We start from the raw sequence: 24,870 nt of genomic DNA on the forward strand, positions 1-24,870 counted from the left end.
GTTACTCCGGCGAGATGGAGTGGATCAGCTCCACCACCCGGGTCAGGACGTCCGGGTTGGTTTCGGGCGGTACACCGTGCCCCAGGTTCAGGACGTGGCCGGGAGCTGCGGAGCCGGCCGCGATGACCTCACGGACGTGGGCCTCAAGGATTTCCCAGGGGGCTGACAGCAGTGCGGGATCGATGTTTCCCTGCAGCGGCACAGTTCCGCCCAGCCGCCGGTTGGCCTCATCGAGCGGCAGCCGGTAGTCCACGCCCACCACGTCCACGCCCACGTCGCGCATGGCAACGAGGAGTTCGGAGGTACCGGTGCCGAAGTGGATCAGCGGAGCCCTGAGGTGGCGCACATGGTCCAAGGCACGGGCCGACGCCGGCGCTACGTACTTGGTGTAATCGGCCAGTCCTAGCGAACCCGCCCAGGAGTCGAAGAGCTGGGCGGCGGAGGCACCGGCCTCCAGCTGCGCCTGGAGGAACATGCCGGAGGCGTCGGCAGCCCAGTTGGCCAGCGCGTTCCAGGTTTCCGGATCGGCGTGCATCATGGTCCGCGGGCCGAGGTGGTCGCGGGAGGGTTTCCCTTCCACCATGTAGGCGGCCAGGGTGAACGGCGCGCCGGCGAAACCGATCAACGGCGTCTTGCCCAGCTCCGCCACGGTCAAGCGGACGGCTTCGCGGATGGGCTCCAGTGCTTCCCAGGTGAGCTGGGGCAGCGCGGCAACGTCTGCCGCGGTCCGCACGGGCCTGTCGAGGACCGGGCCCACGCCGGGAACGATGTCCACTCCCACCCCGGCGAGCTTGAGCGGGATCACGATGTCCGAGAAGAAGATGCCGGCGTCCACGTCGTGGCGGCGGACGGGTTGGAGCGTGATCTCTGAGGCCAGCTCCGGCCGGAGGCAGGAGTCCAGCATGGCGATGCCCTCGCGCACCTTGAGGTATTCCGGCAGCGACCGGCCTGCCTGCCGCATGAACCAGACGGGGCGGCGGGACGGCTTTCCCCCGCGGTAGGCCGTGATCAGCGGTGAATCCGCTGTACGGCCGTCCATCAGCGGATGGTCTGCGGAAAGGACGCCGGCAGCGGAGACGGCAGGGCTAGGAGTCATGCTTTTGATTGTGCCCAAAAAGAGCTGCAAAAGATAACGACAACCTGTCGCTGACAGTACGGGCACAGGAAGGGTGGCGCAGATCACCGGGCACTGTGGCGACTATCCTTTCCGGTGGTTGTTCTACCAGGCAACGAAAAAGCTATGATTGGTCTGCTGTGGTTCTTTTCTCATTGGTGGCTACACACGCCGACATCGATCTTGAAACCGTTGCTCAGTTGAGCAACGGTTCCTCCGGGATTGCCGCATCCGCCCTCACCGAATCGCCCGCCGTCGCAGGGGCAGTGGTCCTGGCCACCTGCAACCGCTACGAAATTTACGGTGAAGCCGCCAACTCCAGCGACGTCGAAGCTGCCCGGTCAGCACTCGTGGCCCGGATCAGCGAGGCCAGCGGGCTGGCCGAACCCCTCGTCTCGCGTTCCTTCAGCACGCGCACCGGCCCCGAGGTGACCCAGCACCTGTTCGCCGTCAGCGCTGGACTTGACTCCGCCGTCGTCGGGGAACGCGAAATTGCCGGGCAGGTGCGGCGTGCGCTGATTACCGCCCAGCACGACGGCACCGCCAGCGCCGGCCTGGTCCGGCTTTTCCAGGCCGCCTCCAAGACCGCCAAGGACGTGGGCGCACAGACAGCCCTCGGTTCCCGCGGCCTCTCCATCGTCTCCGTGGCACTGGACCTGGCCACCGATCTTTCCGAGAACCCCGACTGGGCAGCCAAGAAGGTTGTGCTGTTCGGAACCGGCGCCTACGCCGGGGCCACCATGGCGCTGCTGCGCGAACGCGGCTGCACCGACATTTCCGTGTACTCCTCCTCCGGCCGGGCCGAAGGATTCGTCGCCTCCCGCGGCGGCACCGCCCTGGACGTGGATTCACTGCGGTCGGCCGTGGCAGCTGCCGATGTGATGATCGGCTGCAGCGGATCGGACACCCGGGTTGAAGCCGATGAGCTGGCCGAGGTGCGGACAGGTTCACCGCAGCCCCTGATCGCCATCGACCTTGCCCTCACCCACGACTTCGACCCCGCTGTCGGCGAGCTGGACGGAGTGGAGCTGCTCACCCTGGAGTCAGTGCGCCTTGCCGCGCCGCAGGAACAGGCGGAATCCCTGGCCCAGGCCAGCGGCATCGTAAAGGGTGCTGCCAAGGCGTTCGAGCAGGAGCGGGAAGCCCGGTCCGTCGATTCAGCCATCGTTGCCCTGCGGCGGCACACCATGAATGTCCTGGACGCGGAGATGGAAAAGGTCCGCGCCCGCCACGGCTGTACCGCCGCCGCTGAGGAAGTCGAGTTCGCGCTCCGCCGCATGGTCAAGCAGCTGCTGCACGTTCCCACGGTCCGCGCCCGTGAACTCGCCGCCAACGGCCAGCAGGACGATTACGTTGCCGCGCTGGAGGCCCTTTACGGCATTACCGTCGAACAGCCCGGCACCGCCGCCCCTGCCGCCGTCGAGGCCGAATGCCCGGTGGACCACCAGGGCCGCGAAACCGCCTGACCCACAAACACCCGCTTGCTCTATCAGATATGGCTCCTAAACCACCGGTTTGGGAGCCATATCTGATAGAGCAACCGGTCAGTAGACAGGCTTATCGGGTTCCACGTCGCGCACCCAGGCCAGGATCCCGCCGTCGAGGTGGCTGACCCGCTGGTAGCCCGCCTGCCGTGCTGCCGCCAGCACGTTCGCGGACCGGGTTCCGGCCTTGCAGTGGAACACGATGTCCCGGTCCTGCGGCAGTTCGTCCCACGCCTCGCCGGCGAGGATCCGTCCCTGCGGGATCAGTTTGGCCCCGTCGATTCGGACGATGTCGTACTCCCCGGCCTCGCGGACGTCCACCAGTTCGAAGTCCTTGAGCCCGGCTTTCCGCGACGCCAGCATGGTGGCCAGCTGCGTGGCGGTAACAGTATGTTCCGTATCCGCCTCGGCTGTGGGCGGGATGCCGCAGAAGGCCTCATAGTCGGTGAGCTTCGTGATGGGTTCCGCCGCGGGGTCCTTCGACACACGGATCTCGCGCCAGCTCCCGCCCAGGGCGTCAAACAGTGCCACGCGGCCCAGCAGGGAACGTCCGACGCCGGTGATCAGCTTCACTGCCTCGGTCACCATGAGCGATCCCACGGCAGCGCAAAGCATGCCGAACACCCCGCCCTCGCCGCAGGAAGGCACGGAACCGGCAGGCGGAGCCTCCGGATACAGGTCGCGGTAGGTGGGGCCGTGTTTCTCCCAGAACACGCTGACCTGGCCGTCGAACCGGAAGATGGAACCCCATACGTAAGGCTTGCCCAGGATGGCGGCGGCGTCGTTCACCAGGTACCGGGTGGCAAAGTTGTCGGCCCCGTCAAGAATGAGGTCGTACCCGTTGAACAGCTCCAGGGCGTTGGACGAATCCAGGCGCAGGTTGTGCAGCCGGACATCCACCAGCGGATTCAGCTCCGCGATGGCATCGCGCGCAGACTCGATTTTGGGCCGGCCCACGTCGCTGACGCCGTGGATCACCTGGCGCTGCAGGTTGCTCAGGTCCACCACGTCGTCGTCAACGATTCCAATGGTGCCAACGCCCGCCGCAGCCAGGTACAGCAAGGCCGGCGCGCCCAGGCCGCCGGCACCGATCACCAGCGCCCTGGCGTTCTTGAGACGCCGCTGGCCCAGGGCACCGATCTCGGGAATGATCAAGTGCCGGGAGTAACGCTCCACCTCATCAGCGGTAAGCGCGGCAGCCGGTTCCACCAGCGGATCCAGCGAAAGGGTTGAAGAATTTGCGGTGAAAGACGAAGCCATACTTCAATGTATGCCCCGGAATACCAGCGGGTCATATTACCCCGCAGTAAAGTGAAGGGTAACTGCAATGGAAAGAAGGACAACTGTGGTCCCTGAAGCACGGGCTGACCGCCCGCCCGCCGCCGAACCGCAAACTGCCTCCCGCCCCGCAGGCCATCGGTCCGCCCGGCTGCCCCGGGATGAGCGCCGCGCACAGCTGCTGGCGGCAGCCCAGGAGGTGTTCGTGGCCAACGGCTACCACGGCGCGGCCATGGATGAAATTGCAGAGACCGCGCACGTCAGCAAACCAGTGCTGTACCAGCACTTCCCCTCCAAGCGCGACCTTTACCTCGCACTGCTGGAAAGCCATCTGGCGTCCCTGACCGAGCTGATGCTGGGTGCCCTGAATTCCACCACGGACAACGATGAACGCGTCCAGGCCGTCATGCGCGCCTACTTCCACTTCATCGCCAATGACGACCAGGCCCACCGCCTGGTGTTCGAGTCCGACCTGATCAACGACCCCGATGTCAGTTCCAGGCTGGAAACCTTCAACCGGACCTTCGCCGACGCCATCGCCCGGGTCATTGCCGAGGACACCAAGCTCCCCCACCTCGAAGCCGAACTCCTGGGCCGCGGACTGGCGGGAATGGCGCAGGTCAGCGCCCGGTACTGGCTGGAAACGGACGGCAACCTGGACCTCAACGTGGCCAGTGACCTCATCTACCGTTTAGCTTGGCGCGGAATCTCTCGCTTCCCCAAAGAGTCCTAGACTACAAATAAGACAACACCTCGTAGAGAAACACGAGTACTTTCACAGGCTGGGAGGCCCCCTTGGAAATTAAGATCGGCGTTCAAAACGTTGGCCGCGAGATCGTGCTGGAATCGACCCAGGACGCGGAGACTGTGGCCAAGGTTGTTGGTGAAGCCATCAATGGCGGCAGCGAACTGCGGCTGAAGGATGACAAAGGACGCGTGATCATCGTTCCGGGCAACGCACTGGCGTATGTGGAGATCGGCGCCGAAGAGGTTCGGCGCGTCGGGTTCGGACAGTTCTAGTCCCCGGTTCCAAGGAGATCCATGCTTTCGCTGACCATCGTGGTGCTGGCCACCGTCGCAGCCGGCTTCGTCGTTTGGGCCAATGACAGGCGGCATGCCAAGTACGGTGCTGCACTGCCGGCCGGCGTCGCCGCAGCTGTTGCAGCGCTGGTGTGGATCATCCTGATGGCAGCTGGTTTCGGCTACCTGCCAGGGCTGACCTGGCTTCCCTGGATCCTGCCCATCGTTCTCGGCATTGCAGCCGCCATCGCCGCCGTCGTTTACCTGGGCCGCACGCGTGCGCGCCACGACGCACAGCAGCTCACGGCGATCCTGCGGCGCTGAGCTTCCATCCGCCTGCTCTTGCCGCAAAGCTTAAAGGGCTGTGGCCACCACCCATGCGGTGGTGGCCACAGCCGTTTAACCGGGAGCTTAGAGGAACTCCGCCCGGCCCTCCATTGCCGACGACGCGAGGGCGTGCTCCCGGCGCGGGATGCGCCCGGCCGCCCCGGCCATCCTGCCGGCGATCACCGCATGCTTGAAGGCCTCGCCCATGAGCGCCGGGTTCTGGGCCCGGGTCACGGCCGTGGCCAGCAGCACGGCGTCGCAGCCCAGCTCCATGGCAAGGGCTGCGTCGGACGCCGTGCCGATGCCGGCGTCCAGGACCACAGGAACGGAGGCCCGGGAAACGATGAGTTCGATGTTGTGCGGGTTCAGGATCCCCAGGCCGGTGCCGATCGGGGCGCCCAGCGGCATGACGGCGGTGGCGCCAAGGTTCTCCAGCCGCAGCGCCAGCACGGGATCGTCATTGGTGTAGGCAAAGACCTTGAAGCCGCGGTTCACGAGCTGCTCGGTGGCCTCGACGAGTTCCACGGCGTCCGGCAGGAGGGTTTGTTCGTCCGCGATGACCTCCAGTTTGACCCAGTCGGTCTCCAGCGCCTCCCGGGCCAGTTCCGCGGTGAGGACCGCATCCCTGGCCGTGAAGCAGCCGGCCGTGTTGGGCAGGACCCGGATCCCGTGGTCCACCAGCAGCTGGAAGAGCGAGCCTGTTTCCGCCGTGGAGTAGCGCCGCATGGCTACGGTGGTCAACGCGGTGCCGGAGGCCAGGAGCGCTGCGCCCAGGCCGTCGAGGCTGGGAGCTCCCCCGGTGCCCATGATGAGCCTGGATCCGAGGGCGACGCCGTCGATCACCAGAGCGTCAGCGGTACCGGCACTTCCTGCGGGGTTGATGGTGCTGGTTTCGGTCATGGTGTCAGCCTCCCTGTACTGCTGTGACAAGTTCGATGTCGTCACCCTCGGCGAGCGCGGTGGCGAACCATTGGCTCCGCGGCACCACCTGGGCGTTATGCGCGACGGCGACACCCAGCTTCCCGCCGTCCGTCGCCTGCCCGTTGTCAGCCAGCGGGCGTCCCGTGACCTGGCGGACCAGTGTGGTGATGGAGGCGCCGTCGGCCACCGTGTGCTGGTTTCCATTGAGGGTGATGTTCACGCTGTCTCCTTGATGAAAGGGCTTGTTGCTGTTGTGGCCGGCCTGGAGAACCGGTCCGGGCTGAACGCTGCCCAGCGGGGATCGATTTTTCCGTCCAGCAGGTCCCTGCAGATACCCGCAGCCGCGGGAGTGAGCAGGACGCCGTGCCGGAAGAACCCGGTGGCAACGATGACGCCCGGGACATGCCCGGCCAGTCCGTCCGCGGAGGCCGCAGGCGCCGGTACCCGGCCCAGGAGCGGTGCGTTGTCAGGGGTTCCGGGGCGGGCACGGGCGGTGGCTTCCAGGAGTTCAAGTTCGGCGACGGCGGGCACCAGCGCCTGCGCGTCCCGCAGCAATTGGTACACCCCTCCGGCACTGACGGCGTCGGACAGGGCATCCTCCCGCTGGGTGGCTCCGATCACCACCGTCCCGTCCTGCCGCGGGACGATGTACACCGGCACGCCGTGGACCAGCCCGCGGACCGTTGACGTCACCAGGGGCTGCAGGTGGCAGGGAACGGCAAGGCGGAGGATGTCCCCGTGCACCGGCCGCAGCGGCAGCTCAAGGCCCTCCGGCAGGCCGTCAAGTGCCGCGGACTGCAGCCCGTTGGCCACTACGGTTTCCGTTGCCAGCACGGTGCCGCCGTCGGCCAGGCGGACGCCGGCAACAGCTCCGCCGTCCCACAACAACCCGGCTGCCCGCTGCGGCACGGCATAGCCGTCCGCTGCCCCGGCAACAGCCACTGCCGGCTTTTCCCGTGCCGCGCCGGCCAGGGCCAGCCGCAGGGCTGCCACCAGGCGCCGGGGGTCAACCTGGTGGTCCGCAGGGGTGTCCAGGGCGCAGGCAATGGCCGGGCTGAGCAGTGGTTCGCGCTTCCGGACCTCCCGTACGGTGAGGGGCTCCACCACCAGCCCGTTGGCCTGCTGGACGGTACGCAGATCCATCAGTGCCCGGCGGTCGGCCGCATCGGCACCCACGGCGAGTGTCGCCGTCGTCAGGTATCCCGAATCCGCGCCCGTTGCACTGTCCAGGCCGGCGGCGAACCCCGGCCAGCGCGCTGATGCATCGAGCATCAGTTTCAGGAGGTCTTCCTCCTGGTAGTGCAGTTCGCTGACGGGGGCCAGCATGCCGGCCGCGGCCCAGCTGGCGCCGGTACCCGGTGCGTCGTCGATGAGCACCACGGAGCGTCCGGAACGCTGCGCCTCCCAGGCGATTCCGTGCCCCACCACTCCCCCGCCAATGACCGCAACATCGGCCCGGACGGTGGAGGGGCTGGAGGCGCCGGCGGACCCGGGGTGGTTGAAGGGGGTACGCATATGGGTTCCTTCCCTACGCCGGCATTACCCGGATCAGGTCAAGCGGTCGGCTCTGACGCCCTCTCAGCCCGGCGCTTTATGACAGCTGCCGCGGGCTCCCGCAGTACCAGCCCAGTTTAGAGGAACTAGGCTTGCACGCATGAATGTGTCCACCCCATCCTTCCCCGCCGGCCACCGCGCTCCCGCCACCGAAGTCGTCAATTCACGGGACAGCCACGCCCTCAAGGCCGCCCGCCTGTACCTCTGCACCGATGCGCGCCGGGACCGCGGCGACTTTGCGGACTTCGTTGACGCCGCGTTCGCCGGCGGGGTGGACATCATCCAGCTGCGGGACAAGACCATCGAAGCCGCCGAGGAACTTGACCTTCTGGCGGTGCTCAAGGAGACTGCGGTGCGGCACGGCAGGCTGTGGGCAGTCAATGACCGCGCGGACATCGCCGTCCTCTCCGGGGCACCGGTGTTCCACATCGGCCAGAAGGACCTTCCCTTGGCCGCAGCGCGTACGTTGGTCAACGGAAATGCCGCGATCGGGCTCTCCAGCCACACCACGGAGCAGGTGGACGCCGCCCTGGCAGCAGCTGCCGGGCCGGCCGGCCTGGACTATTTCTGCGTGGGTCCGGTGTGGGCCACCCCCACCAAACCCGGCAGGGCCGCCGTCGGACCCGGCCTGGTGAAGTACGCCGCGGACGCCTCGGGAAGGGCGGCGGATCCGGTGCCCTGGTTCGCCATTGGCGGCATCGACCACGGAAACGTCCGGCAGGTGGCGGAAGCGGGGGCCCGCAGGATCGTGGTGGTCCGCGCCATCACCGAGGCTCCCGATCCCGCGGCCGCTGCTGCTTCGCTCCTCGACGCGCTGGATGCCGCCGGCGCCTGATGCCATATCCATGGACTTGGAGCTACGCTGATTTTTGTGTCACATCATCGGCTGGCCCCCAACGTCCATGACCACAGGAACGCCCTGGAAGAGGCGTTGGGCCTGCTGCGGACCGAACTCGAGCTGCCGGGACCCTACCCCGCTGAAGCCGTGGCGGATGCCCAGGCTGCCGTAGCCGCGCTGAAGCTGCCGTCCTATGACCTGACCGCCGTGGAGTTCGTGACCATCGATCCGGCAACGTCCACGGACCTGGACCAGGCGGTGTTCATCGAACCGGACGGGAACGGCTACCGGGTGCTGTACGCGATCGCCGACGTCCCCGCGTTCGTTGCCCCCGGCGGTCCGCTGGACGCCGAGACCCGGCGCCGCGGCCAGACGTTCTACGCTCCGGACGGCAGGATTCCGCTGCATCCGGAAGTGATCAGCGAGGGGGCAGGAAGCCTGCTGCCTGGGCAGGACTGTTCAGCGTTCGTGTGGGACTTCACGCTCGACGGCGAGGCGACGGTTTTGTCAGTGGGCGTCAGGCGGGCGCGGGTCCGCAGCCGCGACAAGCTCAGCTACAAGGGCGCCCAGGCAGACCTCGACGCCGGGACTGCCTCCCCGGTGCTGCAGCTGCTCCGGGAGGTGGGCCTGAAACGGGTGGCCCTGGAACGGGAACGCGGAGGGGCAAGCCTGAACATGCCCGAGCAGGAAATTGTCCAGCTGCCCGATGGCGGCTACCGCATTGACGCTGTCCCGCAGCTTGCCGTGGAGGACTGGAACGCGCAGATTTCGCTGATGACCGGGATGGCGGCCGCGCAGCTCATGCTGGAGGGCAAAGTGGGAATCCTGCGCACCATGCCCGCCCCGGAAGAACGGTCCCTGCGCCATTTCCGTCTGCAGACCGAGGTGCTGGGCAGGCCCTGGGACGGCGAGGTCAGCTATGGCGAGTACCTGAGGTCACTGGATCCCACCGACCCGCGCCAGCTGGCCATCATGCATTCCGCCGGCATGCTGTTCCGGGGAGCGTCCTATACCGCCTTTGACGGCACAGTCCCCGAGGACGGGGTTCAGTCAGCCATCGGCGCGGCCTATGCCCACACCACCGCGCCGCTGCGCCGCCTGGTGGACCGCTTCGTGCTGGTCATCTGCGAGGCCCTGAGCAACGGCGCCGACGTTCCGGGTTGGGCGCGTGAGGCCCTTCCGCTGCTGCCGGGCATCATGGCCGGCTCAGACCAGCTGGCGTCCAGGATGGAGCGCCTGGCCCTGGACACCGTGGAGGCGGCGCTGCTGCTGAACCACATTGGCCAGGAGTTCGAGGCCATCGTGATTTCCGGGTCCAAACCGCAGAACGGCAACGGCAACGGCAACGGAACGGGGAAAAGCGGCAACGGAAAGAACGGCAACGGCAGTTCGGGCATTATCCAGGTTGCCGAGCCGGCTGTCACCGCGCGGTGTGCGGGCGAGCTGGAGTCCGGAACCAAGGTCCGGGTCCGCCTGGTTTCTTCGGACATCACCACCCGGGAGATCCATTTCGAACTCGTCCCGTGAGGGCCGGCAGGCGCGGCAGGCGGGCCGGAACAGTGTTTCTGCGCCTGTGCGGCTAGACTGAGAGGGTAGAAATGGATGCCCGGTCGTTGATTTCCTTGATTTGAAACCAACAAGCCCGCCCCTACGCGATCTTGAGAATTACCCGCTGGTCACCAGTGCCAGCATTAGATAGCCCGCGATCGGCTTCCACTGGAATCGCTTGCGCGCCTGAGCGTGCTCCGGAGCGGCCAGCCCTGGCCGGCCCGTTGAGCAGGCAGCGCCATTGCCCAAATGAATAAGGAAACTCCCCCGTGAGTGAATTGCATACCCACCAGCTTCTGAGCGATGAGTCCGGCACGGAAACCATCGAGCCGGAAGAAACCATTATCTCGGACGAAACCCCGCATGAGATCGCGGAAAAGTCCTTTGCCGACTACAACGTCCGCGAGGACATCGTGGAGTCCCTGGCCGACGCCGGGATCACCCACCCCTTCCCCATCCAGGCCATGACCCTGCCGGTGGCCCTTGGCGGCCATGACATCATCGGCCAGGCCAAGACCGGCACCGGCAAGACCCTGGGCTTCGGCATTCCCGCACTCCAGCGCGTCATCGGGCAGGACGACCCCGGCTACGCCAAGCTGGCCGTGCCGGGAGCCCCGCAGGCCCTGGTCATCGTCCCCACCCGCGAACTGGCCGTGCAGGTGGCCGGGGACCTGGTGACGGCATCGCGGAAGCGCAATGCGAGGATCGCCACCATCTACGGCGGCCGCGCCTACGAGCCCCAGGTGGAGGCGCTGAAGCAGGGCGTGGAGGTTGTGGTGGGTACCCCGGGCCGCCTCATCGACCTTTACAAGCAGAAGCACCTGAGCCTGAAGAACGTCAAGATCGTGGTCCTGGACGAGGCCGACGAGATGCTGGACCTGGGCTTCCTCCCGGACGTGGAGACCCTTATCGCCGCGACGCCTGCCGTCCGTCAGACACTCCTGTTCTCCGCCACCATGCCCGGCCCTGTCATCGCCATGGCCCGCCGCTACATGACCCAGCCCACCCACATCCGGGCCGCGGACCCCGAGGATGAGGGCCTGACCAAGCGCGACATCCGCCAGCTGATCTACCGCGCCCACAGCATGGACAAGATCGAGGTGGTGGCCCGCATCCTCCAGGCCAGGGGCCGCGGGCGCACCATCATCTTCACCAAGACCAAGCGCACCGCCGCCAAGGTTGCCGAGGAACTGGTGGACCGCGGGTTCGCGGCTGCCGCCATCCATGGCGACCTGGGCCAGGGCGCCCGTGAACAGGCGCTGCGGGCGTTCCGCAACAACAAGGTGGACGTCCTGGTGGCCACCGATGTCGCGGCGCGCGGCATCGACGTCGAGGACGTCACCCACGTCATCAACTACCAGTGCGTGGAAGACGAGAAGATCTACCTGCACCGCGTGGGCCGCACCGGCCGCGCCGGCAACAAGGGCACCGCAGTCACCTTCGTGGACTGGGACGACATGCCGCGCTGGGGCCTGATCAACAAGGCCCTGGGCCTGAGCGTTCCCGAACCCATTGAGACGTACTCCTCCTCACCGCACCTCTACGCGGACCTCGACATCCCCGAGGGCACAAAGGGACGGCTGCCGCGTGACAAGCGCACCCTGGCCGGCGTTGACGCCGAGGTGCTTGAGGACCTGGGCGAAACCGGCAAGAAGAACAGCCGCAGCGGCGGCCGTGACGGCGGCCGGTCCCGGGACAGGGACAGGGACGGCCGCGGACGCGAAAGCCGCAGCGGCAACCGCGAAGGTGGCCGCAGCGGGGGCGACACCAAGCGCAGCGGTGAGCGCCGGCGTCGTACCTCCGACTCTTCCGCCGCTCCCGCAGGTGAGGCTGCTGCTGCTCCCGCAACCGAGGGTGAACAGCCCTCGCGTGCCCGCCGGACCAGGACCCGCACCCGCCGCCGCAACGGCGAAGTGGTGGCCGGCGCCGACACGGGCACGCAGCCTGGCAACTCCGAGGGCTAACTGCCCCAATGACTGACACTGTTTGGGCGCCGGACGGCGGCAGCCTGGTGGTGCACGCGGACAACGCGGAGTACCTCCCCACGCTGCCGGACGGCGCCTTCACACTGATTTATGTGGACCCGCCCTTCAACACAGGCAGGCCGCAGCAGCGCCAGGAAACCCGGATGGTGGTCAACGCCGGTGGCAGCGGCGACCGGGTGGGCTTCAAGGGCCGCTCCTACGACACCATCAAGGGTGCCCTGCACCGCTACGATGACGCGTTCAGCGATTACTGGTCGTTCCTGGAACCCCGGCTGGTGGAGGCATGGCGGTTGCTGGCCGATGACGGAACCCTGTACCTGCACCTGGACTACCGCGAGGTGCACTACGCCAAGGTGATGCTGGACGCCATCTTTGGCAGGGCGTGCTTCCTGAACGAGATCATCTGGGCCTACGATTACGGCGCCCGGGCCAAAAACCGGTGGCCCACCAAGCACGACAACATCCTGGTGTACGTCAAGAACCCGGCGAAATACCACTTCGACAGCGCCGAGGTGGACCGCGAGCCGTACATGGCCCCGGGCCTGGTGACGCCTGCCAAGCGCGAATTGGGTAAGCTGCCCACCGACGTCTGGTGGCACACCATCGTTTCGCCCACCGGCAAGGAAAAGACCGGCTACCCCACGCAGAAGCCCGAGGGCCTGGTCCGCCGCGTGGTTGCCGCGTCGAGCAGGCCGGGTGACTGGTGCCTGGACTTCTTCGCCGGTTCCGGCACGCTGGGGGCAGTTGCCGCCAAGCTTGGCCGGAAGTTCGTGTGCGTGGACCAGAACCAGCCCGCCATCGACATCATGGCCAAGCGGCTGGGTGCCCACGCCACCCTGACCTCCTTCCAGCCCAACTAGGGACGGACGACGGCGGCTCCCGTGCCCAGTGCCTCGATCCGGGCGAGCATGTCCGGCGACGTCAGGTTTTCGCCGAGCAGGTTGGGCTTGCCGGTGCCGTGGTAATCGGAGGAACCGGTGACCAACAGGTCGTGTTCGGCCGCCAGCCTGCGCAGGAAGTCCCGGCCCTCTTCCGGGTTGTCCCGGTGGTCGATCTCCAGGCCTGCCAGGCCCGCGTCGATCATGTCACGGTACGTCCGCTCCCCCACGATCCGTCCCCGGCCCGACGCCACGGGATGGGCAAACACGGGCACACCGCCGGCCGCACGGACGAGTTCGACGGCGGTGGCCGGGTCCGGGGCGTAATGCGGGATGAAGTACCTGGACCGGGACGTGAGGATGGAGGCGAAGGCCTCTGAACGGTCCTCCACCACGCCCGCGGCGACGAGGGCGTCGGCGATGTGCGGCCGCCCAAGGGTGGCGCCGGGTGCCACGTGGTGGATCACGTCGTCCCAAGTCAGCGGGTAGTCCTCCGCGAGGATGGTGACCATCCGTTCTGCCCTGCTGAGGCGGGAATCCTTGGCCTTGGTGATTTCCTCCAGGAGTCCCGGATGGTTGGGGTCGTGCAGGTAGCTCAGCAGGTGAACGCTGATGCCCTCCTCCGTCCGGCACGAGACCTCCATGCCCGGCACCAGTGCCACACCGCAGGTTGCGGCGGCCTCGGCTGCCTCCGCCCAGCCTGCCGTCGAATCGTGATCGGTCAGGGCAACCACGTCAAGGCCGGCGCGCGCAGCGGATGCCATGACATCGGCGGGCGTTTCGGTGCCGTCGGAAACATTGGAGTGGGCATGCAGGTCAATCCTCACTGGTCCAGCGTAGTGGACTGTCGGACAGGGAACCCGGCCGGCACGTTCGCTTAGCCGGGATGCTGGTGAGACGATGGTGCCGTGAACGATGCCGAAAACACCCAAAACTCTGCTTCCCAGCCACTGGAGGAGCGCGTCAACAACCGCTCCCAGCGGCCCAGTTCCAACGCCTTCAAGGCCTTCATGGCCAGCAACTGGGCACCGTCCAGCCAGGAACTTCCGGAGCGGGACGCCGTCGCCGGCTACGCCGCATCCCGGCGCAAGGCGATCTCTGCCCTCTTCAGCGGGGAACGCCTGGTCATCCCGGCGGGGCCGCTTAAAGTCCGTTCGAACGACTGCGACTACCGCTTCCGCCCGCATTCCGGCTTCGCCCACCTGACCGGGCTGGGCCTGGACCACGAACCGGATGCCGTCCTGATCCTGGAACCTGTTGAAGAAGGAAAGGGCGACGACGGCGGGAACCACCGGGCGACGCTGTACTTCCGTCCGCTGGCCGGCAGGGACACGGAACAGTTCTACGCGGACTCCCGCTCGGGTGAATTCTGGATTGGCGCCCGCCCCACCCTGGAGGAATTCGAGGCCCGGCTGGGACTGGCCACCGCTCACATCGACCAACTGGAAACGGCCATCACCAAGGACGTGGGCGCACCGGAAATCGGCGGCATCTCCATCCGGCTGGTCCGCAAGGTGGACGAGAACATTGATGCGCTGGTGGACACGGCCCGGTACAACACTGCCAGGGACCCCGAGAACCTGGACCTTGCCGTCCTGGATGCCCTGGACGAAAAGCTTTCTGAGGCTCTCTCCGAACTGCGCCTGCTCAAGGATGAGTGGGAAATCGAGCAGATGAAGACCGCAGTTTCCGCCACGGTGGAAGGGTTTGAAGAAGTGGTCAAGGCGTTGCCGCGGGCACTTACTCATGCCCGCGGCGAGCGGGTGGTTGAAGGAGCATTCTTTGCCCGCGCCCGCGAGGTGGGCAACGAGCTGGGTTACGACACCATCGCAGCGTCCGGCAACAATGCAACCGTGCTGCACTGGACCCGGAACACGGGGCGCATCCACGCCGGCGAGCTCCTGCTCCTGGACGCCGGCGTCGAGGCCGACTCGCTCTACACGGCAGACATCACCAGGACACTTCCGGCCAGTGGCGCCTTCAGCGACATCCAGCGCAAGGTCTACCAGGCGGTCCTCGATGCTGCCGATGCCGGGTTCGCCGCGGCCCAGCCGGGAACCAAGTTCCGGGACATCCACACCGCCGCCACCACGGTCCTGGCCGAGCGCCTGGCCGAATGGGGCATCCTGCCTGTCAGCGTGGAGGAGGCAATCAGTCCCGAGGGCCAGCAGCACCGCCGCTGGATGCCGCACGGCACCAGCCACCACCTGGGCCTGGACGTCCACGACTGCGCCCAGGCCAAGCGCGAACTGTACCTCGACGGCATCCTTACTGAAGGCATGGTCTTCACCATCGAGCCGGGCCTCTACTTCAAGAAGGAGGACCTGGCGATCCCCGAGGAATACCGGGGCATCGGCGTCAGGATCGAGGACGACATCCTCATGACCGCTGACGGCCCCGTCAACCTCAGCGCCGCCCTGCCGCGCAATCCGGAGGACGTGGAGGACTGGATGGCCGGCATCTACCGGACCGAAGAGGCCTGACCCAGGCAGAAGCACTCCTGACCAGGGCCAAACAGCAAAGAGCGGGGCCGCCGGAATGAATCCGGCGGCCCCGCTCTTTGGTTCCGACGCCGGCAGGCCGGGCAGTGTCAGGCCGTCACTCCCAGGCTGCCTGCAATAGCTCCTAGTGCCGGTGCCCGCCCTGGTGCTGGTCCCCGTCAGGACCGTACTGGCCCTCGGCGGGGTTTTCGGCACCATGTTCTGCGTCCTGTCCCGGTCCGGGCTCCGCTGTTCCCTGCTGGCCGGGACCTCCGGCCGGACCCTGCGGCAGGCGGACGCCGTACTGCGGACGCCCGTCCGGCAGGTCCGGGTATCGGACCGCCCGGACCGGGCCCGCCGGCTGTGCCGGCTGCTGGTGCTGGCCGCCGTCGTACTGCTGGCCGCTGTATTGCTGACCGCTGTGCTGCGGGGCACTGTGCTGCTTGCCGCCGTCGTCGGGGTAGCCGTGTCCATCCTGGCCGCGCCCATCCTGGCCGGGAACGTCCTGACCCGCTCCGTCCTGGACGGATGAGCCGGAGGACCGCTGGCCGTAGGGGTCATTCCAGCCGGCGGGACGGGCCGGACCCTGCTGCTGCCCCGGCTGCTGCTGGTGCTGGTACGGCTGGTTGTAGTAGTCGTGCTGGGTGTACTGACCCTGGCCGGATGCGGCATCCGAACGGGTCATGGGCAGCTGCTGCAGCAGGCGCCGCGCCTCATGGGCGGCCTCGGGCGCAACAATGACGTCGTAGCTGGTGGCCACCACCTGGCTGGTGGACGTGAAGTCGCGCTTGCCGCGCTGCATGGCGTAAGTGACGATGCCGAACAGCATGAAAAAGGCCGCACCCATCAGCACGGACGTCATGATGGAGAAGTACCCGGGTGACGGTGCGAAGAAGGACAGCATGACGCCCACGAACAGGCCGAACCACATGCCGCTCAGCGCCCCCGAAAGGGCCACCCTGGGGTAGCTCAGGCGCCCCGTAACCCGCTCCACCATCTTCAGTTCGTTACCCACGATGGACACCATCTGGACGGGAAACTGCTGGTCCGCGAGGTAGTCCACCGCCTTCTGGGCATCGAGGTAGGAGTTGTAGGAGCCTACGGTGTCACCGGTGGGTACGGCACGGGCGTCATCCGTACCGTTGGGGCCACCGGCCCTGGGAGCACCAAAAATGTTAGACATAACCCCATTCTTGCCCATCAAGGTGGGTGCTGCCTGTAAATTCAGCTAAAAGAGAGCAGACTCGGTAGCCTGTAGAGGTGAGTACAACACCTACCCGCGTCTTCGTGGCGCGCCTCCTGGGCCTCGATGTTTTCGACCCGCTGGGCGACCGGCTGGGCCGGTTGCGCGATGTTGTTGTGCTGTCCCGCGGAACCCAGGGAGCCCCGCACGTGGTGGGCATCGTGGTGGAAGTCCCGGGAAAGAAGCGGGTCTTCGTGCCCATGACGCGCATTACCTCGATCGACCAGACCCAGATCATCTGCACGGGCCTGGTCAACCTGCGCCGGTTTGAACAGCGCGGAGCCGAAACGCTGGTGGTGGCCGAAATGTTCGACCGGCGGGTAACCCTCCGCGACGGCAGTGGCGACGCCACCATCGAGGACATCGCCATCGACCAGCACCGGTCCCGCGACTGGTTCGTCAGCAAGCTTTTTGTCCGCCGCGGCCATTCGCTGTCCCCCCTGAGCCGGCTGCGCCGCAACGAGACCCTGATCATCGACTGGGCGGACGCCCAGCAGGGGCCGCGCACCGAACCGCAGGCCGCCACCCAGTTCGTGGCCAACCACGAGGACCTCAAACCCGCCGACTTCGCCGAGGCACTGCAGGAAATGAGCGACAAGCGCCGATTCGAAGTGGCCAGCGAACTGCAGGACGAGCGGCTGGCAGATGTCCTCCAGGAACTGCCGGAAGACGACCAGGTTGAAATCCTCTCCGCGCTGGATGTCCAGCGCGCCGCGGACGTCCTGGAGGAGATGGATCCCGATGACGCCGCCGACCTCCTCGGTGAGCTCCCCTCTGCCCAGGCGGAGGAACTGCTCCAGCTGATGGAGCCTGAGGGCGCGGAGGACGTCCGCCGCCTGCTGGAATACGACGAGGACACCGCCGGCGGCCTCATGACCCCGGTGCCGGTCATCCTGCCGCCGGAAGCCACGGTCGCCGAAGCCCTGGCCCACGTCCGGCGGGAGGAGCTCTCCCCCGCCCTGGCATCGTCGATCTTCATTGCCCGGCCGCCGCTGGAAACCCCGACCGGCCGGTTCCTGGGCGTGGTCCACATCCAGCAGCTGCTGCGTTTCCCGCCGTTCGAGGCACTGGGAAACCTGGTGGACAAGAACCTCGAGCCATTGTCGGACCAGGCCCACATCAGCGAAGTGGCACGGACCCTGGCCACCTACAACCTGAACTCCCTCCCGGTGGTCAATGACGCCGGCCGGCTTGTGGGGGCGGTGACTGTTGATGACGTATTGGATCACTTGTTGCCGGACGACTGGCGCGCCAATGATGGCGAAGCCCCGATAAGAAAGCTCGGTGGCCGCATTGGCTGATAACAGTGCTCCGAAGAACCCCAACCAGCGGAACCTGGCCAATACGGAATCAAAAGGCAGCCTCGACACGCCCCTGAGCGCCCGCCAGCGGATCCTGCCCAAGTTCTCACCGGATCCGGACGCGTTCGGGCACGCCACCGAAGGCTTCGCCCGGTTCATGGGCACCCCGCAGTTCCTGGTCTACATGACCGTGTTCTGCATCTTCTGGCTGGGCTGGAACACGTGGGCGCCCACGGAGTGGCAGTTCGACTCGAGGGACCTTGGCTTCACCCTGCTGACCCTGATGCTCTCGCTGCAGGCCTCCTACGCGGCGCCCCTGCTGCTGCTGGCGCAGAACCGGCAGGATGACCGCGACCGCGTTTCGGTGCAGCAGGACCGCCAGCGCGCCGAACGCAACCTCTCCGACACCGAGTACCTGACCCGGGAGCTCGCCTCCCTGCGGATCGCGCTGCGCGAGGTGGCCACCCGCGACTACGTCCGGGCCGAACTGCGCTCACTCCTTGAGGACCTGCTGGAAGCCCAGGAGGAGCTGCGGACCCACGACGACACCGGAGCCGGTTCGCACGAATCCCCACGCGACAAAGTGAAAGACAAGTTGCGCGAACAGCGGGACCGGCAACGGAGCCCGCGCACCCAGCAAATCCCCCGGGTAAAACCCGGCCATTCAACACAGGACCGCTAATGACCCAACCCATCGCCGGCACTCCGTTGGCTGAGGCAGTCAACGCTGCCCTGGCCACTGTGATCGACCCAGAGCTCCGGCGTCCCATCACCGAGCTGGGCATGGTGGACTCGGTCCAGGTTTCCGAGGACGGCAAGGTCACCGTGGCGGTCCTGCTCACCATCGCCGGCTGCCCGCTGCGGGACACCATCACCGCCGATTCTCAGAAGGCCCTGTTCGCCGTCCCCGGCGTCACCGCCGTCGACATCGAACTCAAAGTGATGGACCAGGCGCAGCGGGATGCCCTCAAGGAGAAGCTGCGCGGCGCCGGCGGCCAGCGCAGGATCCCGTTCAACGAACCGGATTCCCTCACCAGGGTCTATGCCGTGGCCAGCGGCAAGGGCGGAGTGGGCAAGTCCTCGGTGACGGTCAACCTGGCCACGGCCCTGGCTGCCCAGGGCCTGCGCGTGGGCATCGTCGATGCGGACGTTTACGGCTTCTCCGTACCTGCGCTCATGGGCATCACCCAGGCACCAACCCAGGTGGACGACATGATCCTTCCCCCGGTTGCCTACGGGGTGAAGGTCATCTCCATTGGCATGTTCGTGACCGGCAACCAGCCTGTTGCCTGGCGCGGACCCATGCTGCACCGGGCCCTGGAACAGTTCCTTACCGACGTCTACTTCGGCGACCTGGATGCCCTGTTCCTGGACCTTCCCCCCGGTACGGGTGACATCGCCATCTCTGTGGCCCAATTGCTGCCCAAGGCAGAAATCCTGGTGGTCACCACACCGCAGGCGGCGGCCGCCGATGTTGCAGAACGCGCTGGCGCCATCGCCACCCAGACAGGGCAGAAGATCGCGGGCGTCATCGAGAACATGTCCTACCTGGAGATGCCCGACGGCGGCAGGATGGAACTTTTCGGAAGCGGCGGCGGGGCGGTGCTCACCGAGCGCCTCAGCGCCACGGTGGGGACGGACGTGCCGCTGCTGGGCCAGATTCCCCTGGACATCCAGCTGCGTGAAGGCGGGGACTCGGGGGTTCCGATCGTCCTGGGCCAGCCCGGTTCGGCGGGGGCTGTCGCGCTGGCAGGCATAGCAGGCCAATTGGCTGCCAAACCACGCGGTCTCGCCGGGATGAAGCTGGGGCTGCAGCCGCGCTGACTGGACCCGGTACTGCCGGCGCTGAACCCTAGGTGGCTTCGGTGTCGAACGGGGCGGTATCGCCCGGGGCCAGTCTCTGCACCACCCGTTCAGGACGCTGGGGAGCCGTATCTGCGGCAGCTGCGGCGCCGGAAACCGCGGCCACGGCGGCAGGGGCTCCTGAACTGACGGGCTTGGTGTCGTCGTCGAGCAGTGCTTCCTTGATGATACGGCGGGGATCGTACTGGCGCGGATCGTATTTCTTCCAGTCGACATCGTCGATGTCGATGCCCACTTCTTCCTTGATCTGTTCGCGCGCGCCGGACGCCATGCGGCGGAGTTCCTTGACCAGGTTTGCCAGCTTCTGCGTGTATTCAGGCAGCCGCTGGGGGCCGATCACCAGCACGCCAATGATCAGCAGAAGGATGAACTCCGGGCCGTTGATTCCAAACACTTTAGGAAGATTACCCTCTCCGGGCTGCGAGTGACGATTCCCGTCCGGCAGACGGGGGAACAGTCCGTGTCACTGGGTGAACAGGGCCGCGATCTTGCTGATACCGCGCTCCAGCCGTGCCTCCAGGGACTCCGGGGCAGGACGCCCCGGCGTTTCCGGAACGGCCGCGTCAACCCCTTCCGTCGCGGTATCGGCAAGCTGCTCAAGGATGGGCAGCGCGTCATCGGCCTGCTCAGGGGGCAGGTCGGAGCGGTAGGTAATGGTGAGGCCGGCGGCCCGGTAGGTGGCAGACCAGGGAGGGGTACCCGAAACCTGCAGCGGTGCACCCTCCTGGCCTGCGGCCTGGTGACCAACCGGGTGTTGTTCCGTGATGGTGGCGTGATGCGTACCGTCGGTGAGCCGCAGCTCCACCGCAGGCTGCCCGTCAACCACCAGCGCCCTGGCGGCTTCAAGGTGGAAGCCCATGGCCTCCAGCTCCGGGCAGGCCCACCCCTCCGACCGCAACGTGGCCAGCTGCGTGGCGGTCAGGTTCCGGCCGTCCGCGGGAGTCTGGGACGAGACGTGCGAAAAGGCCGCTTCGGTTCCCGCCTGTCCGCCCGCGGCGGGATCACCCGCTGCCGTGAAGGCGCCCACGGCCAATACACCGGCCGCCGCCATGGTCCCGCCCGCGGCGAGCCCCAGCGCATGGGCGGCCATGCGGGAGGTCCCTCCCTGCTGCACAGGCGTTGGGGGCTGGGCAGCCAGTTCATGGGTACGTGCCAGGAGCCGTGCCGTCAGGTCCTGGCTGGCGGGCGGGATGGGAGCATCGCGCAGACGCTCAAGGTACTGCCGTTCCCGGCGCACGGCTGAAGCACACTCCTGGCAAACCTCCAGGTGGCTGCCGGTGCGCTGATGCCTGCCGCCGAAAGGAAATTGGGACCTCATGTGCCGTTCAGAGGATGCCGGCGATGCGCGGCAGCGCGAGCTTGCGGCGGGACTGCTGCGGGCGGGGGTCGCGGTGGGCCAGCTTTTCCCGGAGCATCGTCCGGCCGCGGTGGATGCGCGAGCGGACGGTGCCCAGCTTCACGCCCAGGGCCTCGGCGACTTCGTCATAGGACAGTCCCTCGAGGTCGCACAAAACAACCGCGGCTCGGAAGTCCGGCGGAAGTTCCTCCAGGGCGGCCTGTACGTCCAAATCCAGGTTGTTCAGCTCGAAGCTCTGCTCAGGCCCCGGCTCGCGGCCGGGCAGCCGGGACTCGGCATCCTCGGCCAGGGCGTCGAAGCGGATGCGCGTCTTCCGCCGGGCCTGGTCAAGGAACAGGTTGGTGGTGATGCGGTGGAGCCAGCCATCCAGCGTTCCGGGCTTGAAGTTCTCCAACGACCGAAAGACGCGGACGAAGACCTCCTGGGTGAGGTCCTCGGCGTCGTACTTGTTGCCCGTCAGGCGGTACGCCAGCCGGTAAACCTTTGCCGAGTGGTTGGTGACCACTTCTTCCCAGGTGGGACGGACCCACCCATCGTCGGGATTGTTTACTGCAGGGACAGGTGCCACAACTGAAGATGACATCGTCCACTCCCCTCGTGGAATGCTAACGCCCGGATACTGTTGACATCTCTGATTCGGCGCCGGTCACCTTTTGGATGAGCGGATATCAATCATGTCAAACTTGGCTGGGAATTTCCTGACCGCCGGCAAACTTCAGCCTTGGGCGCAACGGCGTCTTTCCCGGCCAGCCCGGCGGGACACAGTAGGCTTGAAGAGACATTCCCCCTTTACGCCCAGAAAGCGATAATTCATGAGCGCCGACAAATCCAGCAGCTGGTCCTATGCAGAAGATCTGCCCGCTGAGGACGAGGTTATGCTCCGGGCCCGGGAACGTTCTTTTGAATTGGGAGTAAGCGCCATCAGCCCCGGGGTGGGCGCCGTCCTCACGGTACTGGCTGCTGCCTCCAAAGCCCAGACCGCCGTCGAGATCGGCACCGGCGCCGGGGTCTCCGGCGTCTGCCTGCTGCGGGGACTGGGCCCGCACGCCGTCCTGACCACCATCGACGTGGACGTCGAACACCTGAGGGCCGCGCGCGAAGCGTTTTCCGAGGCCGGCAGCCCCGCCAACCGGACCCGCACCATTTCCGGCCGCGCGGGAGACGTCCTGCCCCGGCTGACGGACGGCGCCTACGACCTGGTCTTCATCGATGCGGACAAGCCGGGCCTGCCCGGCTACGTGGAGCAGGCCGTCCGGCTGCTGAAGCCCGCAGGCCTGCTGGTCATCAATGACGCACTGGACAAGGACAAGGTAGCCAATCCCGCGGGCCGGGAGGCAACCACGGTGGTCCTGCGCCAAGTGGGCAGGGCAATCCGCGACGACGACAGGCTGGCTTCGGCAATGCTGCCCACCGGGGACGGCCTGCTGGTGGCAGTCAAGAAGTAGGCAATGCCAAAAGGACAGGGTGCGCAGCCCGCGGGCTGCGCACCCTGTCCGGCACGACTATTCGGTAACGCCTACCAGGCATTCCTTAAGGTTGGCTGCTTCGGCCGCGTTAAGTTCGACCACCAGGCGCCCGCCGCCTTCGAGCGGGACGCGCATGATCAGGCTGCGGCCCTCCTTGGTGACTTCCATTGGGCCGTCGCCGGTGCGTGGTTTCATAGCCGCCATGAGGAATTCCCCTCCATTTTGTCCCAGGACTAATCAGCCCGGGCGGGCTGTGTCCGCATGTCGATCAGGCCGCTATGGCAGGGTGGTGTTTCCACCGCCAAGGCTGCGCACTTTCTGAATGCTTTTGTCCTTGCTTACCTATCATTATCGCGTAATTACACGTGCGTAGCTAATCGATGGACATTTTCCGGCAGCCGCTATTCCCGGGCTGACCTGCGCTGAAGCAGTATTTGTCAGGGCGGGTAATCCCCGCCGCCGGGCAGCTGCGCCCAGGCCCAAAGCCAGACGATCCACACGATCTGGAGCAGCAGGAACATGGCCACCACGGTCCCCCGGTAAGCCCTGGAGCGGGACAGGAATGCCGCCCCCAGGGCCAGCGGAAACAGCGGCAGCAGCATCCGGAACGTGCTGGTTTGCGGGTGGAGGAACATCAGCAGGTATCCCATGTAGCAGGCGAACCAGAGCCGAAGTTCCGTGCCGAGCCGCACCACGGGCGGAAGGAACAGCACCGCAACGAACAGTGCCACGAAAACCACGGGGGCAAGTTGGCCCAAGACAGGGCCGAAGAGTTCGACGCCGGTATCGAACCACGGCTTGAAGGGGACCAGGTCCCGGCCCCGCCACACAGTTTCGGTTTTGGTATACGCCTCCGGGTCGCCCGTCGCTGCCCACGCCGCAGCGGGCCAGGCGAGCGCCGAAACGCCCGCGACGGCGGTGAGGCCGGCCAGTGCCGCCAGGTCCCCCAGGGAATGGGCTGCTTCGTCCCCGCCGCGCTCCCGCCCCTTCCTGATGTGCGCGATGCCGCGGGACACCAGCATTAGCCCCGCCATGGCGGCGAAGGGAACGCCGACAGGCCGCGACAGGGACAGCAGGAACACCACAGGCATGGCCCACAGGTATTGCCGGCGGACTACCAGCAGCAGGGCCGCGGCGAGCAGCAGGAGGGACAGCGGCTCGGCGTAGGGGACCTGAAGCACGGCGGAGACGGGGAACGTCGAAAAGAACGCCACCCCCCACATGGCCGGAGCGTGCGGCGCTTTCTGCCGGAAGAGCGCGTACACCACCAGGGCGGCAGCCCAGCCGGCCAGCATGGCGATCAGCGTGAGCGAGGCGGCAGGATTGAGCCCGGTCAGCCGGCTGAGTCCGCCGGCCAGTGCGGGAAAGAGCGGGTAGAAGGCCCAGGTGTTTTCCTGGACGTTGCCGCCGGCGTCGGTGGGAAGGACGGACGGGTAGCCGTTGGCGATGACCTGGGCATACCAGCGGGCATCCCAGATGTTGATGAAATTCCAGTAATCCGGCTTGGGCGGGAACCAGGGGTTGGCGCCCTGGTGGAGCGCCGCGGCCATGAAGATGCAGGCGGAGACCAGGCGAGCGCCCACGTAGAGGGCACTGACCTGGAGCCACCACGGCCAACTCCGGACGGCGGAAGCTGTTCGGTGGGCCAGATTACCTGCGGAGGCCAGGGGATTGCGGCGGGCCACCGTGCTCACAGGCCGCCCTTCCCTTGGGCGGCAACCTCATCGGACGCCCGGCTCCCACCGTCCCCTGCACCGGTTTCGGTGCCAGTTTCCGTGCCTGTTTCCGTGCCCTGCTGTTTGGTCGGTGCGACGCCTGCCGCGGGTCCGCCGTCGGAATCCTTCTCACCGTCCTGTCCTGCGGCCTGCTCCATGGCAGCCAACCGGCTGCGAAGCCCGGCCAGTTCCGCATCCCTCGCAGCCAACTGGTCCCGCAACTCGTCCAGGACCTGGTCCACCTGGTCCATCCGGTAGCCGCGAAGGCCCAGCGAAAAGCGCACCTGCTCGATGTCTCCCGGAGCGGCGTGCTCCGGCAGCAGCACGGGTGGAAGGTTGGCGGGCGGTTCTTCGAATCCCCCGTCCAGCAGGGCGGGCAGCGCCGCACCGCCCCTCTTGCGGGAGCGCCGGCCCAGGCCGGCCCAAAGGACGGCCGCCACCAGCACGATGGCCAGGAAAACGAGGAAGAAGCTCACGGTTCCATCGTGCCAGACCGGC

At 66.8% G+C, this 24,870-nt stretch carries 26 protein-coding genes and 1 riboswitch; of the genes, 13 read left to right on the plus strand and 13 right to left on the minus strand.

Translation table 11 applies throughout. From position 1 onward, the window contains the following. Position 1: 1 nt before the first annotated feature. Positions 2-1,096, minus strand: coding sequence for a uroporphyrinogen decarboxylase (hemE, locus tag FBY36_RS01775; protein WP_142117059.1), 1,095 nt, complete (start codon positions 1,094-1,096; stop codon positions 2-4). 158 nt (positions 1,097-1,254) lie between these two features. On the opposite strand from hemE, the gene FBY36_RS01780 reads away from it, so the two are divergent. Continuing rightward, positions 1,255-2,580, plus strand: a complete 1,326-nt coding sequence (locus tag FBY36_RS01780; protein WP_142117060.1) for a glutamyl-tRNA reductase — start codon at positions 1,255-1,257, stop codon at positions 2,578-2,580. A 78-nt stretch (positions 2,581-2,658) separates the two neighbouring features. On the opposite strand, the gene moeB is transcribed toward FBY36_RS01780, so the two are convergent. Then, the gene (moeB, locus tag FBY36_RS01785) at positions 2,659-3,858 is read right to left on the minus strand and encodes a molybdopterin-synthase adenylyltransferase MoeB (RefSeq protein WP_142117061.1); all 1,200 of its coding nucleotides are present in this window, start codon (positions 3,856-3,858) and stop codon (positions 2,659-2,661) included. Positions 3,859-3,943: 85 nt separating this feature from the next. On the opposite strand from moeB, the gene FBY36_RS01790 reads away from it, so the two are divergent. The 3 genes from FBY36_RS01790 to FBY36_RS01800 all read left to right on the plus strand — a co-directional run bounded on the left by FBY36_RS01790 (position 3,944) and on the right by FBY36_RS01800 (position 5,220). Then, a complete protein-coding gene (locus tag FBY36_RS01790) occupies positions 3,944-4,609 on the plus strand; it encodes a TetR/AcrR family transcriptional regulator (RefSeq protein WP_056334683.1) in 666 nt (221 codons plus the stop codon). 62 nt (positions 4,610-4,671) lie between these two features. Then, a complete protein-coding gene (locus FBY36_RS01795) occupies positions 4,672-4,896 on the plus strand; it encodes a DUF3107 domain-containing protein (protein ID WP_056334681.1) in 225 nt (74 codons plus the stop codon). Positions 4,897-4,917: 21 nt separating this feature from the next. After that, the gene (locus FBY36_RS01800) at positions 4,918-5,220 is read left to right on the plus strand and encodes a hypothetical protein (RefSeq protein WP_142117062.1); all 303 of its coding nucleotides are present in this window, start codon (positions 4,918-4,920) and stop codon (positions 5,218-5,220) included. Positions 5,221-5,307: 87 nt separating this feature from the next. Here FBY36_RS01800 and FBY36_RS01805 read toward each other — a convergent pair whose 3' ends face one another. The 3 genes from FBY36_RS01805 to thiO all read right to left on the minus strand — a co-directional run bounded on the left by FBY36_RS01805 (position 5,308) and on the right by thiO (position 7,659). Then, positions 5,308-6,123, minus strand: a complete 816-nt coding sequence (locus FBY36_RS01805) for a thiazole synthase (protein WP_142117063.1) — start codon at positions 6,121-6,123, stop codon at positions 5,308-5,310. A 4-nt stretch (positions 6,124-6,127) separates the two neighbouring features. Continuing rightward, on the minus strand, positions 6,128-6,364 hold the full coding sequence (thiS, locus tag FBY36_RS01810) for a sulfur carrier protein ThiS (protein ID WP_142117064.1): 237 nt from the start codon (positions 6,362-6,364) through the stop codon (positions 6,128-6,130). Beyond that, positions 6,361-7,659: a glycine oxidase ThiO gene (gene thiO / locus FBY36_RS01815; RefSeq protein WP_142117065.1), complete on the minus strand. Its 1,299-nt coding sequence runs from the start codon at positions 7,657-7,659 to the stop codon at positions 6,361-6,363. Before thiO ends, thiS begins: the two co-directional genes overlap by 4 nt. Beyond that, positions 7,653-7,771, minus strand: a riboswitch (TPP riboswitch). It overlaps the preceding gene by 7 nt. A 27-nt stretch (positions 7,772-7,798) precedes the next feature. On the opposite strand from thiO, the gene thiE reads away from it, so the two are divergent. The 4 genes from thiE to FBY36_RS01835 all read left to right on the plus strand — a co-directional run bounded on the left by thiE (position 7,799) and on the right by FBY36_RS01835 (position 12,929). Beyond that, the gene (gene thiE, locus FBY36_RS01820; RefSeq protein ID WP_142117066.1) at positions 7,799-8,533 is read left to right on the plus strand and encodes a thiamine phosphate synthase; all 735 of its coding nucleotides are present in this window, start codon (positions 7,799-7,801) and stop codon (positions 8,531-8,533) included. A gap of 36 nt (positions 8,534-8,569) precedes the next feature. After that, a complete protein-coding gene (locus FBY36_RS01825) occupies positions 8,570-10,063 on the plus strand; it encodes an RNB domain-containing ribonuclease (protein ID WP_142117067.1) in 1,494 nt (497 codons plus the stop codon). A gap of 290 nt (positions 10,064-10,353) precedes the next feature. Next, positions 10,354-12,048, plus strand: coding sequence for a DEAD/DEAH box helicase (locus FBY36_RS01830; protein ID WP_142117068.1), 1,695 nt, complete (start codon positions 10,354-10,356; stop codon positions 12,046-12,048). A gap of 8 nt (positions 12,049-12,056) precedes the next feature. Then, complete coding sequence (locus tag FBY36_RS01835) at positions 12,057-12,929, plus strand: DNA-methyltransferase (RefSeq protein ID WP_142117069.1); 873 nt, start codon at positions 12,057-12,059, stop codon at positions 12,927-12,929. Here the strand turns inward: FBY36_RS01835 and FBY36_RS01840 are convergent. Further along, positions 12,926-13,774 (minus strand): PHP domain-containing protein, encoded by an 849-nt coding sequence (locus tag FBY36_RS01840; RefSeq protein WP_142117070.1) that lies wholly within the window; start codon positions 13,772-13,774, stop codon positions 12,926-12,928. The two genes, FBY36_RS01835 and FBY36_RS01840, sit on opposite strands and share 4 nt — an antisense overlap. A gap of 81 nt (positions 13,775-13,855) precedes the next feature. On the opposite strand from FBY36_RS01840, the gene FBY36_RS01845 reads away from it, so the two are divergent. Then, positions 13,856-15,430, plus strand: coding sequence for an aminopeptidase P family protein (locus tag FBY36_RS01845; RefSeq protein ID WP_142117071.1), 1,575 nt, complete (start codon positions 13,856-13,858; stop codon positions 15,428-15,430). Between the two features lie 142 nt (positions 15,431-15,572). Here the strand turns inward: FBY36_RS01845 and FBY36_RS01850 are convergent, their stop codons facing one another. Beyond that, entirely contained in the window at positions 15,573-16,610 is a 1,038-nt protein-coding gene (locus FBY36_RS01850) for a general stress protein (RefSeq protein WP_142117072.1), read from the minus strand. 77 nt (positions 16,611-16,687) lie between these two features. On the opposite strand from FBY36_RS01850, the gene FBY36_RS01855 reads away from it, so the two are divergent. From FBY36_RS01855 to FBY36_RS01865, 3 genes are read left to right on the plus strand one after another with little or no spacing between them, the layout of a single operon-like run. After that, positions 16,688-17,971, plus strand: coding sequence for a magnesium transporter MgtE N-terminal domain-containing protein (locus FBY36_RS01855; protein WP_142117073.1), 1,284 nt, complete (start codon positions 16,688-16,690; stop codon positions 17,969-17,971). Further along, on the plus strand, positions 17,955-18,653 hold the full coding sequence (locus FBY36_RS01860) for a DUF1003 domain-containing protein (RefSeq protein ID WP_142117074.1): 699 nt from the start codon (positions 17,955-17,957) through the stop codon (positions 18,651-18,653). Before FBY36_RS01855 ends, FBY36_RS01860 begins: the two co-directional genes overlap by 17 nt. Further along, entirely contained in the window at positions 18,653-19,795 is a 1,143-nt protein-coding gene (locus FBY36_RS01865) for an Mrp/NBP35 family ATP-binding protein (RefSeq protein WP_142117075.1), read from the plus strand. Before FBY36_RS01860 ends, FBY36_RS01865 begins: the two co-directional genes overlap by 1 nt. Positions 19,796-19,823: 28 nt before the next feature. On the opposite strand, the gene FBY36_RS01870 is transcribed toward FBY36_RS01865, so the two are convergent. The 3 genes from FBY36_RS01870 to sigE all read right to left on the minus strand — a co-directional run bounded on the left by FBY36_RS01870 (position 19,824) and on the right by sigE (position 21,774). After that, positions 19,824-20,228, minus strand: a complete 405-nt coding sequence (locus tag FBY36_RS01870; RefSeq protein ID WP_142117076.1) for a Sec-independent protein translocase TatB — start codon at positions 20,226-20,228, stop codon at positions 19,824-19,826. A 69-nt stretch (positions 20,229-20,297) separates the two neighbouring features. Further along, entirely contained in the window at positions 20,298-21,152 is an 855-nt protein-coding gene (locus FBY36_RS01875; RefSeq protein ID WP_142117077.1) for an anti-sigma factor, read from the minus strand. A 7-nt stretch (positions 21,153-21,159) separates the two neighbouring features. After that, complete coding sequence (gene sigE, locus FBY36_RS01880; RefSeq protein ID WP_142117078.1) at positions 21,160-21,774, minus strand: RNA polymerase sigma factor SigE; 615 nt, start codon at positions 21,772-21,774, stop codon at positions 21,160-21,162. A gap of 229 nt (positions 21,775-22,003) precedes the next feature. Between sigE and FBY36_RS01885 the strand changes: the two genes are divergently transcribed. Beyond that, positions 22,004-22,636, plus strand: a complete 633-nt coding sequence (locus tag FBY36_RS01885; protein ID WP_142117079.1) for an O-methyltransferase — start codon at positions 22,004-22,006, stop codon at positions 22,634-22,636. Positions 22,637-22,693: 57 nt separating this feature from the next. Here the strand turns inward: FBY36_RS01885 and FBY36_RS01890 are convergent, their stop codons facing one another. From FBY36_RS01890 to FBY36_RS01900, 3 genes are all read right to left on the minus strand, one after another. Continuing rightward, positions 22,694-22,861, minus strand: a complete 168-nt coding sequence (locus tag FBY36_RS01890) for a DUF3117 domain-containing protein (protein ID WP_009357720.1) — start codon at positions 22,859-22,861, stop codon at positions 22,694-22,696. A 233-nt stretch (positions 22,862-23,094) separates the two neighbouring features. Beyond that, entirely contained in the window at positions 23,095-24,351 is a 1,257-nt protein-coding gene (locus tag FBY36_RS01895) for a hypothetical protein (protein WP_142117080.1), read from the minus strand. Beyond that, positions 24,348-24,848 (minus strand): DivIVA domain-containing protein, encoded by a 501-nt coding sequence (locus FBY36_RS01900; protein WP_142117081.1) that lies wholly within the window; start codon positions 24,846-24,848, stop codon positions 24,348-24,350. The genes FBY36_RS01895 and FBY36_RS01900 overlap by 4 nt, the downstream gene beginning before the upstream one ends. Between the last annotated feature and the right edge of the window lie 22 nt (positions 24,849-24,870).

Source organism: Arthrobacter sp. SLBN-122, assembly GCF_006715165.1.
In the GTDB taxonomy this organism is placed as follows: Bacteria; Actinomycetota; Actinomycetes; order Actinomycetales; family Micrococcaceae; genus Arthrobacter.

Bases quoted from the DNA above. Each gene is read 5' to 3' on its own strand.
- hemE (WP_142117059.1), bottom strand. From the start codon at position 1,096: ATGACTCCTAGCCCTGCCGTCTCCGCTGCCGGCGTCCTTTCCGCAGAC.
- moeB (WP_142117061.1), bottom strand. From the start codon at position 3,858: ATGGCTTCGTCTTTCACCGCAAATTCTTCAACCCTTTCGCTGGATCCG.
- FBY36_RS01800 (WP_142117062.1), top strand. From the start codon at position 4,918: ATGCTTTCGCTGACCATCGTGGTGCTGGCCACCGTCGCAGCCGGCTTC.
- FBY36_RS01805 (WP_142117063.1), bottom strand. From the start codon at position 6,123: ATGACCGAAACCAGCACCATCAACCCCGCAGGAAGTGCCGGTACCGCT.
- thiO (WP_142117065.1), bottom strand. From the start codon at position 7,659: ATGCGTACCCCCTTCAACCACCCCGGGTCCGCCGGCGCCTCCAGCCCC.
- thiE (WP_142117066.1), top strand. From the start codon at position 7,799: ATGAATGTGTCCACCCCATCCTTCCCCGCCGGCCACCGCGCTCCCGCC.
- FBY36_RS01835 (WP_142117069.1), top strand. From the start codon at position 12,057: ATGACTGACACTGTTTGGGCGCCGGACGGCGGCAGCCTGGTGGTGCAC.
- FBY36_RS01850 (WP_142117072.1), bottom strand. From the start codon at position 16,610: ATGTCTAACATTTTTGGTGCTCCCAGGGCCGGTGGCCCCAACGGTACG.
- FBY36_RS01865 (WP_142117075.1), top strand. From the start codon at position 18,653: ATGACCCAACCCATCGCCGGCACTCCGTTGGCTGAGGCAGTCAACGCT.
- FBY36_RS01875 (WP_142117077.1), bottom strand. From the start codon at position 21,152: ATGAGGTCCCAATTTCCTTTCGGCGGCAGGCATCAGCGCACCGGCAGC.
- sigE (WP_142117078.1), bottom strand. From the start codon at position 21,774: ATGTCATCTTCAGTTGTGGCACCTGTCCCTGCAGTAAACAATCCCGAC.
- FBY36_RS01885 (WP_142117079.1), top strand. From the start codon at position 22,004: ATGAGCGCCGACAAATCCAGCAGCTGGTCCTATGCAGAAGATCTGCCC.
- FBY36_RS01890 (WP_009357720.1), bottom strand. From the start codon at position 22,861: ATGGCGGCTATGAAACCACGCACCGGCGACGGCCCAATGGAAGTCACC.